Origin of the sequence: Serratia sp. 22264 (assembly GCF_052045345.1) — a bacterium.
In the GTDB taxonomy this organism is placed as follows: domain Bacteria; phylum Pseudomonadota; class Gammaproteobacteria; order Enterobacterales; family Enterobacteriaceae; genus Serratia; species Serratia plymuthica.
On sequence record NZ_JBQEOY010000002.1, the window covers coordinates 326,413 to 342,998 of the forward strand.

14 protein-coding genes are annotated in these 16,586 nt (G+C 56.1%); 12 read left to right on the top strand and 2 right to left on the bottom strand.

The genetic code is table 11. The annotated features are described in order from the left end of the window. Positions 1-290: 290 nt before the first annotated feature. From tal to ACTJJ1_RS12510, 3 genes are all read left to right on the top strand, one after another. Positions 291-1,244, top strand: coding sequence for a transaldolase (tal, locus tag ACTJJ1_RS12500; RefSeq protein WP_004950006.1), 954 nt, complete (start codon positions 291-293; stop codon positions 1,242-1,244). A gap of 139 nt (positions 1,245-1,383) precedes the next feature. Further along, positions 1,384-1,971, top strand: coding sequence for a molybdopterin adenylyltransferase (gene mog / locus ACTJJ1_RS12505; protein ID WP_004950007.1), 588 nt, complete (start codon positions 1,384-1,386; stop codon positions 1,969-1,971). A gap of 124 nt (positions 1,972-2,095) precedes the next feature. Then, a complete protein-coding gene (locus ACTJJ1_RS12510) occupies positions 2,096-3,403 on the top strand; it encodes an MFS transporter (RefSeq protein ID WP_440833898.1) in 1,308 nt (435 codons plus the stop codon). A 46-nt stretch (positions 3,404-3,449) separates the two neighbouring features. Here ACTJJ1_RS12510 and satP read toward each other — a convergent pair whose 3' ends face one another. Beyond that, positions 3,450-4,049 (bottom strand): acetate uptake transporter, encoded by a 600-nt coding sequence (satP, locus tag ACTJJ1_RS12515; RefSeq protein WP_440833900.1) that lies wholly within the window; start codon positions 4,047-4,049, stop codon positions 3,450-3,452. Positions 4,050-4,373: 324 nt separating this feature from the next. On the opposite strand from satP, the gene dnaK reads away from it, so the two are divergent. The 4 genes from dnaK to nhaR all read left to right on the top strand — a co-directional run bounded on the left by dnaK (position 4,374) and on the right by nhaR (position 10,026). Continuing rightward, positions 4,374-6,287: a molecular chaperone DnaK gene (gene dnaK, locus ACTJJ1_RS12520; RefSeq protein WP_004950026.1), complete on the top strand. Its 1,914-nt coding sequence runs from the start codon at positions 4,374-4,376 to the stop codon at positions 6,285-6,287. Between the two features lie 106 nt (positions 6,288-6,393). Continuing rightward, entirely contained in the window at positions 6,394-7,524 is a 1,131-nt protein-coding gene (gene dnaJ, locus ACTJJ1_RS12525; RefSeq protein WP_004950028.1) for a molecular chaperone DnaJ, read from the top strand. Between the two features lie 241 nt (positions 7,525-7,765). After that, positions 7,766-8,932: a Na+/H+ antiporter NhaA gene (gene nhaA / locus ACTJJ1_RS12530; RefSeq protein WP_440833903.1), complete on the top strand. Its 1,167-nt coding sequence runs from the start codon at positions 7,766-7,768 to the stop codon at positions 8,930-8,932. 194 nt (positions 8,933-9,126) lie between these two features. Further along, positions 9,127-10,026 carry a transcriptional activator NhaR gene (nhaR, locus tag ACTJJ1_RS12535; protein ID WP_004950031.1) on the top strand — a complete coding sequence of 300 codons (900 nt, stop codon included), beginning with the start codon at positions 9,127-9,129 and terminating at the stop codon, positions 10,024-10,026. Between the two features lie 68 nt (positions 10,027-10,094). Here nhaR and rpsT read toward each other — a convergent pair whose 3' ends face one another. Further along, on the bottom strand, positions 10,095-10,358 hold the full coding sequence (gene rpsT / locus ACTJJ1_RS12540) for a 30S ribosomal protein S20 (protein ID WP_006317535.1): 264 nt from the start codon (positions 10,356-10,358) through the stop codon (positions 10,095-10,097). A gap of 390 nt (positions 10,359-10,748) precedes the next feature. On the opposite strand from rpsT, the gene ribF reads away from it, so the two are divergent. From ribF to ispH, 5 genes are read left to right on the top strand one after another with little or no spacing between them, the layout of a single operon-like run. Further along, positions 10,749-11,687: a bifunctional riboflavin kinase/FAD synthetase gene (gene ribF, locus ACTJJ1_RS12545; RefSeq protein WP_004950032.1), complete on the top strand. Its 939-nt coding sequence runs from the start codon at positions 10,749-10,751 to the stop codon at positions 11,685-11,687. A gap of 32 nt (positions 11,688-11,719) precedes the next feature. Further along, positions 11,720-14,536, top strand: a complete 2,817-nt coding sequence (ileS, locus tag ACTJJ1_RS12550; RefSeq protein WP_006323548.1) for an isoleucine--tRNA ligase — start codon at positions 11,720-11,722, stop codon at positions 14,534-14,536. 13 nt (positions 14,537-14,549) lie between these two features. Next, positions 14,550-15,059 (top strand): signal peptidase II, encoded by a 510-nt coding sequence (gene lspA, locus ACTJJ1_RS12555; RefSeq protein WP_004950035.1) that lies wholly within the window; start codon positions 14,550-14,552, stop codon positions 15,057-15,059. A 1-nt stretch (position 15,060) separates the two neighbouring features. After that, positions 15,061-15,531, top strand: a complete 471-nt coding sequence (gene fkpB / locus ACTJJ1_RS12560; protein WP_004950036.1) for an FKBP-type peptidyl-prolyl cis-trans isomerase — start codon at positions 15,061-15,063, stop codon at positions 15,529-15,531. Continuing rightward, positions 15,512-16,465 carry a 4-hydroxy-3-methylbut-2-enyl diphosphate reductase gene (gene ispH / locus ACTJJ1_RS12565; RefSeq protein ID WP_006323551.1) on the top strand — a complete coding sequence of 318 codons (954 nt, stop codon included), beginning with the start codon at positions 15,512-15,514 and terminating at the stop codon, positions 16,463-16,465. The genes fkpB and ispH overlap by 20 nt, the downstream gene beginning before the upstream one ends. Positions 16,466-16,586 lie beyond the last annotated feature (121 nt).

Genomic DNA, 16,586 nt, shown 5'->3' on the forward strand with positions numbered 1-16,586 from the left:
AATCAGCCGGGTTCAGATGAATTGAGATTTGTCTCAAGGCTCAGGATCTCTCGCCTCATTGGGCGCGAATTTAACATAATTCATTTCATCGATAGCACGTTATTGCCTTTTCATTAGCTCGGGAATGACGAAAGATATCTGCGTAAACGGTTGCTCGCCCAAGGAAAAAATCAACGCCGTCTGGCCGCGATTTTCCAGCCTTGCACCGGGCCTTGCGCATGTTATTATCAGGGCAGGGCATGGTTGAACGATGCCAAAAGTTCATGCACAAACGATGAGATAATGCCAACATGACCGATAAATTAACTTCCCTGCGCCAGCTCACTACTGTGGTTGCGGACACGGGCGATATCGCGGCAATGAAGCTGTATCAACCGCAAGACGCCACAACCAATCCTTCGCTGATCCTCAATGCAGCTCAAATTCCTGAATACCGTAAACTGATTGACGAAGCCATTGCCTGGGCGCGCGAGCAGAGCAGCGATCGCGAACAGCAGATCGCCGATGCCGCCGACAAGCTGGCCGTCAACATTGGTCTGGAAATCCTTAAACTGGTTCCGGGCCGCATCTCCACGGAAGTGGACGCACGCCTGTCCTACGACACCGTCGCCAGCGTTGCCAAGGCCAAGCGCCTGATCAAACTGTACAACGATGCCGGCATCAGCAACGATCGCATCCTGATCAAACTGGCTTCTACCTGGCAGGGCATCCGCGCAGCGGAGCAACTGGAAAAAGAAGGCATCAACTGTAACCTGACGCTGCTGTTCTCCTTCGCTCAGGCGCGCGCCTGCGCTGAAGCCGGCGTGTTCCTGATTTCTCCGTTCGTTGGCCGTATCCTCGACTGGTACAAAGCCAATGGCGACAAGAAAGAGTTCGCGCCAAACGAAGATCCGGGCGTGGTTTCCGTTACCGAGATCTACCAGTATTACAAAGAGCACGGCTACAACACCGTGGTGATGGGCGCCAGCTTCCGTAACGTGGGTGAAATCATCGAACTGGCTGGCTGTGACCGTCTGACCATTGCCCCTGCGCTGCTGAAAGAACTGGCAGAGAGCGAAGGCGCACTGGAACGTAAACTGGCTTATACCGGCGAAGTAAAAGCGCGCCCTGCTGCGCTGACCGAGCCTGAGTTCTACTGGCAGCACAACCAGGATCCAATGGCGGTTGAGAAACTGACCGACGGTATCCGCAAGTTTGCCGTAGACCAGGGCAAGCTGGAAAAAATGATCGCCGATCTGCTGTAATTACCGCAATCAGCGCGAAAAAGGTGGCTCAGGCCACCTTTTTTTATGCTCGCCGCGCCCGGCGGTGGGCCAGACACTTTATACTCTCAGGATTAATAACAGGATGGGAAGTGAACCCATCAGGCTGTAGAGGTTACGCATGGATATATTACGTATTGGTTTGGTTTCTGTTTCCGACCGCGCTTCCGGCGGTGTTTACCAGGATAAGGGCATTCCGGCATTGGAAGAGTGGCTGACCGCCGCACTCGTCTCGCCCTTTAAACTGGAAACCCGTCTGATCCCCGATGAGCAGACGCTTATCGAACAGACTCTGTGCGAGCTGGTGGATGAAATGGGCTGCCACCTGGTGCTGACCACCGGCGGTACCGGCCCGGCACGGCGCGATGTGACGCCTGACGCCACCCTGGCGATAGCCGATCGCGTGATGCCCGGCTTCGGCGAGCAAATGCGCCAAATCAGCCTACACTATGTGCCAACGGCAATTCTTTCACGCCAGGTCGGGGCGATCCGCAAACAGGCGTTGATCATCAACCTGCCGGGGCAGCCGAAGTCGATCAAGGAAACGCTGGAAGGGGTGAAGGATGAGCAGGGCAAGACGGTGGTGCACGGCATTTTCGCCAGCGTGCCTTATTGCATCCAATTGCTCGAAGGGCCTTATGTGGAAACGCAGGCGGCGGTGGTAGCAGCATTTCGCCCGAAGAACGCACGCCGCGAGATAAACCTCTAAATTTCAGCGATCTGTGAGATTAGCTTCAGTCCGTCTGGTGTGAAAATAATTTGCCGCTATAGTAAGAATTCGTTTACAGAAAGCCTGCGGCTTTTATTTCTACAGCCTTTTCCGACGGTACCCTATGCCTCACGACAATAATCGCCGGTTAAACCGGCAAGACTACAAAACTCTGACGTTGGCTGCCCTCGGCGGTGCGTTGGAGTTTTATGACTTCATCATTTTCGTCTTCTTTGCCGCGGTGATGGGCGAGCTGTTTTTCCCGGCGGACATGCCGGAATGGCTGCGACAGGTGCAGACCTTCGGTATCTTCGCCGCCGGTTATCTGGCCCGGCCGCTGGGCGGCATCGTGATGGCGCATTTCGGCGATCGGATTGGTCGCAAAAAAATGTTCAGCCTGAGCATTCTGTTGATGGCGTTACCGACGCTGGCGATGGGCCTGTTGCCCACTTACGCCAATATCGGCATTGCCGCACCGTTGTTACTGTTGTTGATGCGCGTGTTGCAAGGGGCGGCGATTGGCGGTGAAGTGCCGGGCGCCTGGGTATTTGTCGCCGAGCATGTGCCGCGCCGCCGTATCGGCTTCGCCTGTGGCACATTGACCGCCGGCCTGACCGTCGGCATCCTTCTGGGGTCGCTGGTCGCGACGGTGATCAACACCACCTTGAGCCAACAGACCATTCTCGACGGCGGCTGGCGTATCCCGTTCTTGCTCGGTGGCATCTTCGGGCTGGTGGCGATGTATTTGCGCCGCTGGCTGCAGGAAACGCCCATCTTCATCGAGATGCAAGCGCGCAAAGCGCTGGCCAAGGAGCTGCCGCTAAAATCCGTGGTGCTGAATCATCGCAAGGAAGTGGCGGTGTCTATGCTGCTCACCTGGTTGCTGTCCGCGGGTATCGTGGTGGTCATTCTGATGACGCCAACCTACCTGCAAAAACAGTTTGGCATCGCCCCGGCGCTGTCGCTGCAGGCCAACAGCATCGCCACCATTATGCTGATTGCCGGCTGCATTGCCGCCGGGCTGTCGGCGGATCGCTTTGGCGCCAGTAAAACCTTTATCGTCGGCAGTTTATTGCTGGCCGGTTGCAGCTGGCTGTTCTATCAGACGGTGGGCGTGCACCCGGAAATGCTGTTTGCTTGCTATGCCCTGGTAGGCTTCAGTGTGGGGGTAGTGGGTGCGGTGCCTTACGTGATGGTGCGGGCTTTTCCGGCAGAAGTACGGTTTACCGGGATTTCGTTCTCATACAATGTCGCATACGCTATTTTTGGTGGTTTAACCCCAATATTTGTCACGCTGATCATGAAGTTAACCCCGTTAGCCCCCGCTTACTACGTGCTGGCGTTGTCCGGTATCGGGCTGCTGCTGGGCATCTATCTGCACCGCGATTTAAACAGCGAAACCAAGGTGCAACGCGCCGGTTCCTACAGCTAAAAAAAAAACCTGCGTCGCAGGGTTTTTTGTTTCAGGCCAAAGGCAATTACGCCATCGCCGGAATAGGCTCCGCACCTTTGGCAGTCACTGCGCCAATCGGCAGCACCGTACGGCCAAACTGCTCGTTGAGCACTTCCGCCATGGCCAGGTAAATGGCGCTGGCGCCGCAGATCACCCCTTCATAACCGGCAAAGGTCAGCAGCGCGTGGTTGCCGGTGATGTTGCCAATCGCCAACATGGCGAACAGCAGCGTCAGGCTGGCAAAGATGAATTGCAACGCACGATTGGCGCACAGCGTGCCGAAGAACATGAACAGGGTGAAAACGCCCCACAGCGCCAGGTAAATGCCCAGCACGGTAGCGTCGGTCGGTTCGGCCAGGCCCAGGCGTGGCAGCAGCAGAATGCCGACCAGGCTCAGCCAGAAGCTGCCGTAAGAGATAAAGGCGGTCATGCCGAAGGTGTTGCCCTTCTTGTATTCCAGCAGGCCGGCCATAATCTGGGCCAGGCCACCGAAGAAAATCCCCATGCTGATGATGACGGAAGTCAGTGGGAAAAAGCCCGCGTTGTGCAGGTTCAGCAAGACGGTGGTCATCCCGAAGCCCATCAGGCCGAGAGGGCCGGGATTTGCCAACTTGTTGGTGTGCATATGTCCTCTGCGATAACAGAAAATTAACGGAAATAGCTAAGTAAATTCATAAATGGTCTGAATGGCCGAAAAAACCGTAACTTCCATCAGAGCGCGCGGCATCATAATGATCCCCTGAGTAGGAAACAATGATCTGAGTGACGATAAAAAAGAAATTTTTTTCACCTTGCCCCTTGATGCTGAGTGGGATGGCCCCATCTTATTTGCAACCGCAGTTGCTGACCGCGGGAAAGACTGAGATAGCGGGCAGTTGAAAAGCAAAAAATCGCCCGCATATAGGTTAGCAACCTGACCGATTATGAATTTATTAGTGGAGACGTTTAGATGGGCAAAATTATTGGTATCGACCTGGGGACTACCAACTCCTGCGTAGCAATTATGGATGGTGGTAAGGCGCGCGTGCTGGAAAACGCCGAGGGCGACCGCACAACTCCTTCTATTATCGCCTACACCCAAGACGGTGAGATTCTGGTTGGTCAGCCGGCTAAGCGTCAGGCTGTGACTAACCCACAAAATACCCTGTTTGCGATCAAGCGCCTGATTGGCCGTCGTTTCCAGGACGAAGAAGCACAGCGTGATAAAGACATCATGCCGTACCAAATCGTGGCCGCAGATAACGGCGACGCCTGGATCGAAGTGAAAGGCCAGAAAATCGCGCCTCCGCAGATTTCTGCTGAAGTGCTGAAGAAAATGAAGAAAACGGCGGAAGATTACCTGGGTGAACCGGTAACTGAAGCGGTTATCACCGTACCTGCCTACTTCAACGACGCACAGCGTCAGGCGACCAAAGACGCCGGCCGTATCGCAGGTCTGGAAGTAAAACGCATCATCAACGAACCGACGGCTGCAGCCCTGGCTTACGGCCTGGACAAAGAAGTCGGCAACCGCACCATCGCGGTTTATGACCTGGGCGGCGGTACTTTCGATATTTCCATTATCGAAATCGACGACGTCGACGGCGAAAAAACCTTCGAAGTTCTGGCAACCAACGGTGATACCCACCTGGGTGGCGAAGACTTCGACAGCCGTCTGATCAACTATCTGGTTGAAGAGTTCAAGAAAGAACAGGGCATGGATCTGCGTAAAGATCCGCTGGCAATGCAGCGTCTGAAAGAAGCCGCAGAGAAAGCGAAGATTGAGCTGTCTTCCGCTCAGCAGACCGACGTCAACCTGCCGTACATCACGGCAGACGCGAGCGGCCCGAAACACATGAACATCAAAGTGACCCGCGCCAAACTCGAGTCGCTGGTTGAAGATCTGGTTGCTCGTTCCATCGAGCCACTGAAAGTTGCGCTGAAAGACGCAGGCCTGTCGGTTTCCGACATTCAGGACGTGATCCTGGTGGGCGGCCAGACCCGTATGCCAATGGTTCAGAAGAAAGTCGCTGATTTCTTCGGTAAAGAACCGCGTAAAGACGTTAACCCGGACGAAGCCGTTGCGGTGGGTGCTGCGGTACAGGGCGGCGTGTTGGCCGGTGATGTGAAGGACGTTCTGCTGCTGGACGTTACCCCGCTGTCGCTGGGTATCGAAACCATGGGCAGTGTGATGACTCCGCTGATCACCAAAAACACCACCATCCCGACCAAGCACAGCCAGGTGTTCTCTACCGCTGAAGACAACCAGTCTGCGGTAACCATCCATGTGCTGCAGGGTGAGCGTAAACGCGCTAACGATAACAAGTCGCTGGGCCAGTTCAACCTGGACGGTATCCAGGCTGCTCCACGCGGTATGGCGCAGATCGAAGTGACCTTCGACATCGACGCCGACGGTATTTTGCACGTGTCTGCCAAAGACAAGAATACCGGCCGTGAGCAGAAAATCACCATCAAGGCTTCTTCCGGTCTGAACGAAGAAGAAATCCAGAAAATGGTGCGTGATGCCGAACTGAACGCCGAAGCTGACCGTAAGTTCGAAGAGCTGGTGCAGACCCGTAACCAGGCCGATCACCTGATCCACGGCACCCGTAAGCAGTTGGAAGAAGCAGGCGACAAACTGCCGGCGGAAGACAAAACGGCTATCGAAGCGGCGCTGAAAGATCTGGAAGTGGCGGTTAAAGGCGAAGACAAAGCCGAGATCGAAGCCAAGACCCAGGCGCTGGTGCAGGTTTCCGGCAAGCTGCTGGAAATGGCTCAGGCGCAGCAGGCTCAGCAAGGTGCTGATGCCGGTGCTGACAACGCGGCGCAGAAAGACGACGACGTGGTTGACGCTGAGTTCGAAGAAGTTAAAGACAAGAAATAATCGCCCTTAAGCGGGCACGTAACGGCCGTCAGGCCGTTACTGGAAACCAGCACGGGCGTCGAGGCAACTCTACGCCCGTGCACGCATGTTAAGGGTAAGAGAAATAATGGCGAAGAAAGACTATTACGAGATTCTCGGCGTCTCCAAGACGGCGGAAGAGCGTGAGATAAAAAAGGCGTACAAGCGCCTGGCGATGAAATACCATCCTGACCGCAACCAGGAGAAAGACGCCGAAGCCCAATTTAAAGAGGTCAAGGAAGCCTACGAGGTCCTGACCGACGAGCAAAAGCGTGCGGCCTACGATCAATACGGCCATGCCGCCTTTGAACAGGGTGGCATGGGCGGTGGTGGCGGGTTTGGCGGCGGCGGCGCCGACTTCAGCGATATCTTTGGCGACGTATTCGGCGACATCTTCGGTGGTGGCCGCCGTCAGCGTGCCAGCCGCGGTTCCGATCTGCGCTACAACATGGAGCTCTCCCTCGAGGAAGCGGTTCGTGGCGTTACCAAAGAGATCCGCATCCCGACGCTGGAAGAGTGTGGTGTTTGTCACGGCAGCGGCGCGAAGCCCGGCAGTTCGCCGGTGACCTGTCCGACCTGTCATGGTCAGGGCCAGGTGCAAATGCGCCAGGGCTTCTTTACCGTGCAGCAGGCCTGTCCGCACTGTCATGGCCGCGGTCAGATCATCAAAGACCCTTGCAACAGCTGCCACGGCCACGGCCGGGTAGAGAAAGCCAAAACGCTGTCGGTGAAAATCCCGGCCGGCGTAGATACCGGCGACCGCATCCGCCTGGCGGGTGAGGGTGAAGCGGGTGAGCATGGTGCACCGGCGGGGGATTTGTACGTTCAGGTTCAGGTGAAAGCGCACCCGATCTTCGAGCGTGAAGGCAATAACCTGTACTGTGAAGTGCCGATTAACTTCGCGATGGCAGCATTGGGCGGCGAGATTGAAGTGCCGACGCTGGATGGCCGCGTGAAGCTGAAGGTACCTGCGGAAACCCAGACCGGCAAACTGTTCCGCATGCGCGGCAAGGGCGTCAAATCCGTGCGTGGCGGCAGCCAGGGCGACCTGCTGTGCCGCGTGGTGGTGGAGACCCCGGTTAACCTTAACGACAAGCAGAAGCAGTTGTTGAAAGAGCTGGAAGAGAGCCTTGGTGGCCCATCCGGCGACAAAAACAGCCCACGTTCGAAGACCTTCTTCGACGGCGTGAAAAAGTTTTTTGACGACCTGACTCGTTAACCTACGGTTTACGTTAGCGTAATGTATAAAACCCCGGCGTCGAATCCGGGGTTTTTTATTGATTTTCGGATCTCAACGTCCCCTCATTAGAATGTGACTTACATCGTTAATTGCTCGGTTTTTACGATGTTAATAGCATTTATAAACGTGTTTTTTCGAGCTTAAACGGCGTCTATACTCACTCCATTACTTTGTCCGCGGGACGTTTTTTCTGCCCCGCAATGCTGTGGAGAGACGTATTGTGACCAACATTATTCGTCAGTTTTTACGTCAGGAAGCCGCGGGCGGCATTATCCTGATTATGGCCGCGATTATCGCGTTGATCATGGCCAACACCCCGGCTCAGGGGATTTATCACGCTTTTCTCGATTTACCTGTCATGGTGAAAATCTCCTCGCTGGAGGTTGGCAAACCCTTGTTGCTGTGGATTAACGACGGCCTGATGGCGATCTTTTTCCTGGTGGTCGGGCTGGAAGTTAAGCGTGAGTTGATGGAAGGCTCATTGGCCGGGCGTGACAAGGCGGTATTTCCGGCGATCGCCGCGTTGGGCGGTATGCTGGCGCCGGCGCTGATTTATTTGATGTTCAACGGCGCGGATGAGGTCACTCGTCAGGGCTGGGCAATCCCGGCGGCTACCGACATTGCGTTCGCCCTTGGGGTTATGGCGCTGTTGGGGAACCGCGTTCCCACCAGCCTGAAGGTGTTCCTGTTGGCGCTGGCGATTATCGACGACCTGGGCGTGATCGTGATTATCGCGCTGTTCTATACCCATGAAGTGTCGATGACGGCGCTGGGCGTGGCTGCGGCTTCCATTGCCGTGCTGGCGTTGATGAACTGGCGTGGCGTGGGAAAAACCTCGCTCTATATGTTTGTCGGCCTGGTGTTGTGGGTGGCGATCCTCAAGTCCGGGGTGCATGCGACGCTGGCTGGGGTGATCGTCGGCTTTATGATACCGCTGCATGTGAAAAAGGGGCCGTCGCCGTCAGAGACGCTGGAGCATGGGCTGCACCCCTGGGTGGCGTTCCTGATACTGCCGCTGTTTGCCTTTGCCAACGCCGGTGTTTCATTGCAGGGCGTGTCGCTGAGCGGGCTGACTTCGCTGTTGCCAATGGGGATTACAGCGGGGCTGTTTATCGGTAAACCTTTGGGTATCTTCACTTTTAGCCTGCTCGCCGTGAAGCTGGGGATTGCCCGTCTGCCTGAAGGAATTGGTTTCAAACAGGTGTTTGCTGTTTCTGTGCTCTGTGGTATTGGTTTCACCATGTCGATCTTCATCGCTTCGCTGGCTTTTGGCGATGCGGATGTTGCATTAAGCACCTACTCGCGGCTGGGTATCCTGATGGGTTCCACCACCGCGGCGGTAGTGGGATACGGTCTGTTGCGTCTGTCGTTACCTCGAGTCAGATAACTCCTTTAGGGGATCCCCTGTTGATGGGGACACACTACAATAGCTGGTCGGAGTTGTTCAGTATAAAATATGTTCAACTTCGACCATTCTGTTTAGGACGAATGCAGCAACAGGTTGTCTGAAACATTACAAGGACATTAATCGCTCATCACGGCAGGCCTTTTGCCGATGCGAAACGTTAAGGAGAGCACCTCGTGAGGATGTCGCATATCAACTTTAATCACCTTTACTACTTCTGGCAGGTCTGCAAAGAAGGTTCGGTGGTCGGTGCCGCCGAAGCGTTGTTTCTGACGCCGCAGACCATTACCGGCCAGATCAAGGCGCTGGAAGAACGTTTGGACGGCAAGCTGTTCAAGCGTCAGGGGCGTGGGCTGGTGCCTTCAGAGCTGGGGCAGCTGGTTTTTCGTTATGCTGACAAGATGTTTATGCTCAGCCAGGAAATGCTGGATATCGTCAACTATCGCAAAGAATCGAATCTGCTGTTCGACGTGGGGGTGGCGGATGCGCTTTCAAAACGTCTGGTGAGTCAGGTTCTGGAAACGGCGGTGGTGGTGGACAACGAGCAAATCCACCTGCGTTGCTTTGAATCAACGCATGAGATGTTATTGGAACAGCTCAGCCAGCACAAACTGGATATGATCCTGTCAGACTGCCCGGTGGATTCCAGCCAGCAGGAAGGGTTGTTTTCGCTCAAGCTGGGCGAGTGCGGCATTAGCTTCTTCTGCCGCCAGCCGGCGCCGGACCTGCCGTTCCCTGCTTGTCTGGAGCAGCGCAAGCTGTTGATCCCCGGCCGCCGTTCGATGCTGGGGCGTAAACTGCTCAACTGGTTTAACACCCAGGGTATCCAGGTGGAGATTCTGGGCGAGTTTGATGATGCTGCACTGATGAAGACATTTGGCATGTACCACAACGCGATCTTCGTTGCGCCGACTCTGTATGCGCAGGACACTTATAACGATGATGACGTGGTGGAGATTGGGCGTATAGATAGCGTGCAGGAGGAGTACTACATCATCTTTGCCGAGCGAATGATCCAGCATCCGGCGGTACAAAGGGTGTGCAACAAGGATTTCTCGGCGCTGTTTGCTTACTAGAACGGGTATTGCGGACGTAAAAAAACCGGCCTGAGCCGGTTTTTTTTATCAAGCAGACAACACGATGCTTATTGCATTGCGTTGATGCGCGCCGACAAGTTTGACTTATGACGTGCTGCTTTATTTTTGTGGATCAGACCTTTAGCAGCCTTGCGGTCCACGATTGGTTGCATTACGTTGAATGCGTTTTGTGCTACTTCTTTGTCGCCAGCTACGATTGCCGCTTCTACTTTCTTGATGTAGGTACGCATCATTGAACGACCACTAGCGTTGTGCTTGCGGCGTTTCTCAGACTGTACGGCGCGTTTCTTAGCTGATTTGATATTAGCCAAGGTCCAACTCCCAAATATATTCTATTGAGGACAATTCGAAGGCCGAGGAATATGCCCTTTTGGCCTGCGTTTGTCAATGAATTTGTGCAAATAAGCGCCGTTTGTACGGGCGGCACTTGCTACGTTGTGATGGCGCAGGATTTTACCAGCTTCGGTCATGGGAATACAGTCTTTCGCGAGAAAATTCGCCAATGATTTGTCGCCTTGGTCGCAAGCCATTGGCTGTAGTCGGTAATCGCGTTTATAGCACCGGATAAACTGCGGTCTGGGCGTTTCACCTGCAGATTATCTCCGGTATGGTATGTCTATTACATAAAGGCACCAATCGCGGGTTAACCTTAACCGCTGTACAAGGTATAATCCGGCGATTTCCACTGTTTTGAGCCAGCTATGCAGCTAATTCGCGGCGTTCACAATATCCGGGCACGTCACCATGGTTGCGTGCTCACCATCGGCAACTTCGACGGCGTACACCGCGGTCACCAGGCGTTGCTGGAGCAGCTGAAGCAAGAAGGGCAGCGTCTGGGGTTGCCCGTGATGGTCATGATCTTTGAGCCACAGCCGCTGGAAATGTTTGCAGCGGACAAGGCGCCGGCCCGGCTCACGCGTTTGCGTGACAAGGCCAAATACCTGGCACAGGCGGGGGTAGATTACCTGCTGTGCGTCAAGTTTGATCCGCGTTTCGCCGCCAATACCGCCCAGGCGTTTGTCGCCGAACTGCTGGTGGAAAAGCTTGGCGTGAAATTCCTGATGGTCGGGGATGATTTTCGCTTTGGCGCAGCCCGTCAGGGCGATTTTCCGTTATTGCAAAAAGCCGGAGAAGAATACGGCTTTGAGGTGATCAGTACGCCGACCTTCCGCGAAGGCGATCAGCGTATCAGCAGCACGGCCATTCGCAATGCGCTGCGCGATGATGACCTGGCGCAGGCGGAAACGCTGCTGGGCCATCCGTACAGCATTTCTGGCCGGGTGGTGCACGGCGATGAATTGGGCCGCACCATTGGCTTCCCAACCGCCAACCTGCCGCTGAAGCGCCTGGTTGCGCCGGTGAAAGGGGTTTATGCGGTGGATGTTTATGGTCTGGGCCCTGAACCGCTCCCCGGCGTGGCCAATATCGGCACGCGCCCGACCGTTGCCGGCGTGCGACAGCAGCTGGAAGTCCATCTGCTGGATGTCACAATGGATCTTTACGGGCGCCATATTGACGTGGTGCTCCGCGCGAAATTGCGCAATGAACAGCGTTTTGCTTCGCTCGATGCGCTGAAGCAGCAAATCGCCAATGATGTGGTGACGGCCCGGAAATTCTTCGGGCTACAGACACCGGTTTAATCTCTATAGCCGAAAACGGAACCGAGAATCTAATGAGTGACTACAAGAATACCCTGAACTTGCCGGAAACAGGGTTCCCGATGCGCGGCGATCTCGCCAAGCGTGAACCTGGCATGCTGCAACGTTGGTATGAACAGGATCTGTACGGGATGATTCGTACTGCCAAAAAGGGCAAAAAATCCTTCATTTTGCATGACGGCCCTCCGTATGCGAACGGCAGCATTCACATCGGTCACTCGGTTAACAAGATTCTCAAAGACATTATTATCAAGTCTAAAGGGATGTCCGGTTTCGACTCGCCTTATATTCCGGGTTGGGACTGCCATGGTCTGCCGATCGAACTGAAAGTAGAGCAGCTGTACGGTAAGCCGGGCGAGAAACTTACGCCGGCGGAATTCCGTCAGAAATGCCGCGAGTACGCCGCTGAGCAGGTTGAAGGCCAGAAGAAAGACTTCATCCGTCTGGGCGTACTGGGCGACTGGGATCACCCGTACCTGACCATGGACTTCAAAACCGAAGCCAACATCATCCGCGCGCTGGGCAAAATCATCAGCAACGGTCACCTGCTGAAAGGCGCCAAGCCGGTGCACTGGTGTACCGACTGCGGCTCTTCGCTGGCGGAAGCGGAAGTTGAGTATTACGACAAAACTTCGCCGTCAATCGATGTGGCTTTCCACGCGGTTGACGCGGCTGCCGTGGCGGCCAAATTTGGCGTGACCCACTTTAACGGCCCGGTTTCTCTGGTGATCTGGACCACGACGCCGTGGACATTGCCGGCTAACCGCGCTATCTCGCTGCACCCGGAGTTTGCTTATCAACTGGTACAGGTTGAAGGCCAGTGCCTGATCCTGGCGGCCGAATTGGTCGAGAGCGTGATGAAACGCGCCGGCATCAGCGCGTGGACCGTGCTGGGCAGCTGTAAGGGCGCCGATCTGGAGCTGTTGCGCTTCGAACACCCGTTCATGGGCTTCGACGTGCCGGCAATCCTCGGCGATCACGTCACGCTGGACGCCGGTACCGGTGCGGTGCATACCGCGCCTGGCCACGGCCCGGACGACTTCGTGATCGGCCAGAAATACGGCCTGGAAGTGGCCAACCCGGTAGGGCCGAACGGCTGCTACCTGACCGGCACCTACCCGCTGCTGGACGGCAAGTTCGTGTTCAAGGCCAACGATCTGATCGTTGAGCTGTTGCGTGAGAAAGGCGCACTGCTGCACGTGGAAAAACTGGTTCACAGCTATCCTTGCTGCTGGCGCCACAAAACGCCGATCATCTTCCGCGCTACCCCGCAATGGTTCATCAGCATGGATCAGAAAGGCCTGCGTCAGCAGTCGCTGGAAGAGATCAAAGGCGTGCAATGGATCCCTGAATGGGGCCAGGCACGTATCGAAACCATGGTCGCCAACCGCCCGGACTGGTGCATTTCGCGTCAGCGTACCTGGGGCGTGCCGATGTCGCTGTTTGTGCACAAAGACACTGAGCAGTTGCACCCGCGCAGCGTAGAGCTGATAGAAGAAGTGGCGAAACGCGTTGAGCAGGACGGCATTCAGGCCTGGTGGGATTTGGACGCGGCCGATATTCTCGGCGCTGACGCTGCCGACTACATGAAAGTGCCCGATACCCTGGACGTGTGGTTCGACTCAGGTTCGACCCACTCTTCGGTCGTGGACGTGCGCCCTGAGTTCAACGGCCACGGCGCCGACATGTATCTGGAAGGTTCCGATCAGCATCGCGGCTGGTTCATGTCATCACTGATGATTTCTACCGCCATGAAGGGCAAAGCGCCTTATAAAGAAGTGCTGACTCACGGTTTCACCGTTGACGGTCAGGGCCGCAAGATGTCCAAGTCGATCGGCAACACCGTCAGTCCACAGGACGTGATGAACAAGCTGGGTGGCGACATTCTGCGTCTGTGGGTGGCGTCTACCGACTACACCGGCGAGATTGCGGTTTCCGATGAAATCCTGAAACGCTCCGCCGATTCTTACCGCCGTATCCGCAATACCGCGCGCTTCCTGCTGGCTAACCTGAACGGGTTCGAGCCGAGCACCGACTGCGTGGCACCGGAAGAAATGGTGGTGCTGGATCGCTGGGCGGTCGGCCGTGCGCTGGCGGCGCAGCAGGATATCGAGCAGGCTTACGCCAACTACGATTTCCATGAAGTGGTGCAGCGTCTGATGCAGTTCTGTTCGGTCGAGATGGGCTCCTTCTATCTGGATATCATCAAGGATCGTCAGTACACCGCGAAGAGCGACAGCATCGCCCGCCGCAGTTGCCAGACCGCGCTGTTCCACATCGCGGAAGCGCTGGTACGCTGGATGGCGCCGATCATGTCGTTCACTGCCGATGAAATCTGGGGCTTCCTGCCGGGCAAGCGCGCGCAGTACGTGTTCACTGAAGAGTGGTACGACGGCCTGTTCGGTCTGGCAGAAGGCGAAAGCATGAACGATGCTTTCTGGGCCGAACTGCTGAAAGTGCGTGGCGAAGTGAACAAGGTGCTGGAACAAGCGCGGGCCGATAAACGCCTTGGCGGTTCTCTGGAAGCGGCGGTCACGCTGTATGCCGACAGCGAGCTGGCTGAGCGTCTCAATAGCCTGCAAGACGAATTGCGCTTCGTGCTGCTCACCTCGGCGGCGCGCGTTGCGCCTCTGGCCGATGCGCCGGCGGATGCGCAGGCGTCGGAACTGGTGAAAGGTCTGAAGATTGCCTTCAGTACTGCAGAAGGCGAGAAGTGCCCGCGCTGCTGGCATTACACCACTGACATCGGCCTGGTGGCGGACCACGCAGACATCTGTGGCCGCTGTGTGATCAACGTAGCCGGCGACGGCGAAAAGCGTAACTACGCCTGAGAACAAGTGCCTGATGAGTAAACCAATCTGTTCGACCGGCCTGCGTTGGCTATGGGTGATGGTAGTGGTGCTGGTGCTGGATTTTGCCAGCAAGCAGTGGATCCTCGGTAACTTCGTGCTGGGCCAGTCCCAGCCGTTGATCCCGTCGTTCAATCTGTTCTATGCGCGCAATTACGGTGCCGCATTCAGCTTCCTCGCCGATCACGGCGGCTGGCAGCGCTGGTTCTTCGCCGGTATCGCTGTCGCCATCGTGGCGGTGCTGCTGGTGATGATGTACCGCAGCCAGGCGCAGCAGAAGCTGAACAATATCGCCTATGCTTTTATCATTGGCGGTGCGCTAGGCAACCTGTTTGATCGTCTTTGGCACGGCTTCGTGGTCGATTTTATCGATTTTTATGTGGGCAACTGGCACTACCCGACCTTCAACCTGGCGGATAGCTTTATCTGCGTGGGGGCGGCGATGATTGTGCTGGAAGGCTTCCTGTCGCCGGCGAGCAAAGGCGCAAAGAGTAAAGGTGAGTAATATGACGGCTCAGGTTAACGGTGGCAGCGCAGTGCTGGTTCACTTCACACTGAAACTGGAAGACGGTTCAACCGCAGAGTCGACCCGCGGTAACGGCAAACCGGCGTTGTTCCGCCTGGGTGACGGCAGCTTGTCGGCGCCGCTGGAAGAGCAACTGCTCGGCCTGCGTGCGGGCGATAAATGCGCCTTTACCCTGCAGCCGGAAGCGGCGTTCGGCGCTGAGAATCCGGATCTGGTCCAGTTCTTCTCACGCCGTGATTTCGCGGAAACCGGGGTGCCGGACGTGGGCACCATCATGCTGTTTACCGCCATCGACGGCAGCGAAATGCCGGGTGTGGTGCGTGAAGTGGCGGAAGAGTCGATTACCGTTGATTTCAACCATCCACTGGCGGGCCATCCTGTGAGCTTCGATATCGAAGTGCTGGAGATTGACCCGCAGCAGGAGGAGACGCATGCAAATATTGCTGGCTAACCCACGCGGCTTTTGCGCCGGGGTTGATCGTGCGATCAGTATCGTTGAGCGCGCGCTGGAGATTTACGGCGCGCCTATCTACGTGCGTCACGAAGTGGTGCATAACCGCTACGTGGTGGACAGCCTGCGCGAGCGCGGGGCCGTGTTCATCGAAGAGATTGCCGAAGTGCCGGACGGGTCGATTCTGATCTTCTCGGCGCACGGGGTTTCCCAGGCGGTGCGGGCAGAAGCCAAAGCCCGTGATCTGACCATGCTGTTTGACGCTACCTGCCCGTTGGTGACCAAGGTGCACATGGAGGTGGCTCGAGCCAGCCGCCGGGGCACCGAGGCAATCCTGATTGGCCATGCCGGCCATCCGGAAGTGGAAGGCACCATGGGCCAGTACAGCAACCCGAAGGGCGGCATGTATCTGGTGGAATCGCCGGAAGACGTGTGGAAACTGCAGGTGAAGGACGAAAGCAACCTGTGCTTTATGACGCAGACCACGCTGTCGGTGGATGACACCTCAGAAGTGATCGACGCCCTGCGCCAGCGTTTCCCGAGCATTATCGGGCCGCGCAAAGACGACATCTGCTACGCCACCACCAACCGGCAGGAAGCGGTGCGCAATCTGGCCGGCGACGCGGACGTGGTGCTGGTGGTCGGGTCGAAAAACTCGTCCAACTCCAACCGTCTGGCCGAGCTGGCTCAGCGCGTTGGCAAGCCGGCGTACCTGATCGACTCTGCGGCGGATATTCAGGAAGCCTGGCTGAAAAACGCCCGCAACATCGGCGTGACCGCCGGAGCGTCGGCGCCGGACGTGTTGGTCCAGGATGTCATCAGCCGCCTGAGAACGATGGGCGGTGTGGATGTGCATGAAGTCAGCGGCCGTGAAGAGAATATCGTATTTGAAGTGCCGAAAGAGCTGCGTGTTGATATCAGACAGGTCGAATAAGCTTTTTGGCAAAAGTGTTACCACGGGGAGCTATGGCTCCCCGTTTTGCATTTTGGGGATAAGTTGCGGGATAAATAGCAAAATTGAGAAGGGCTGATTCAAATTTTCTGTTACTTAAAGT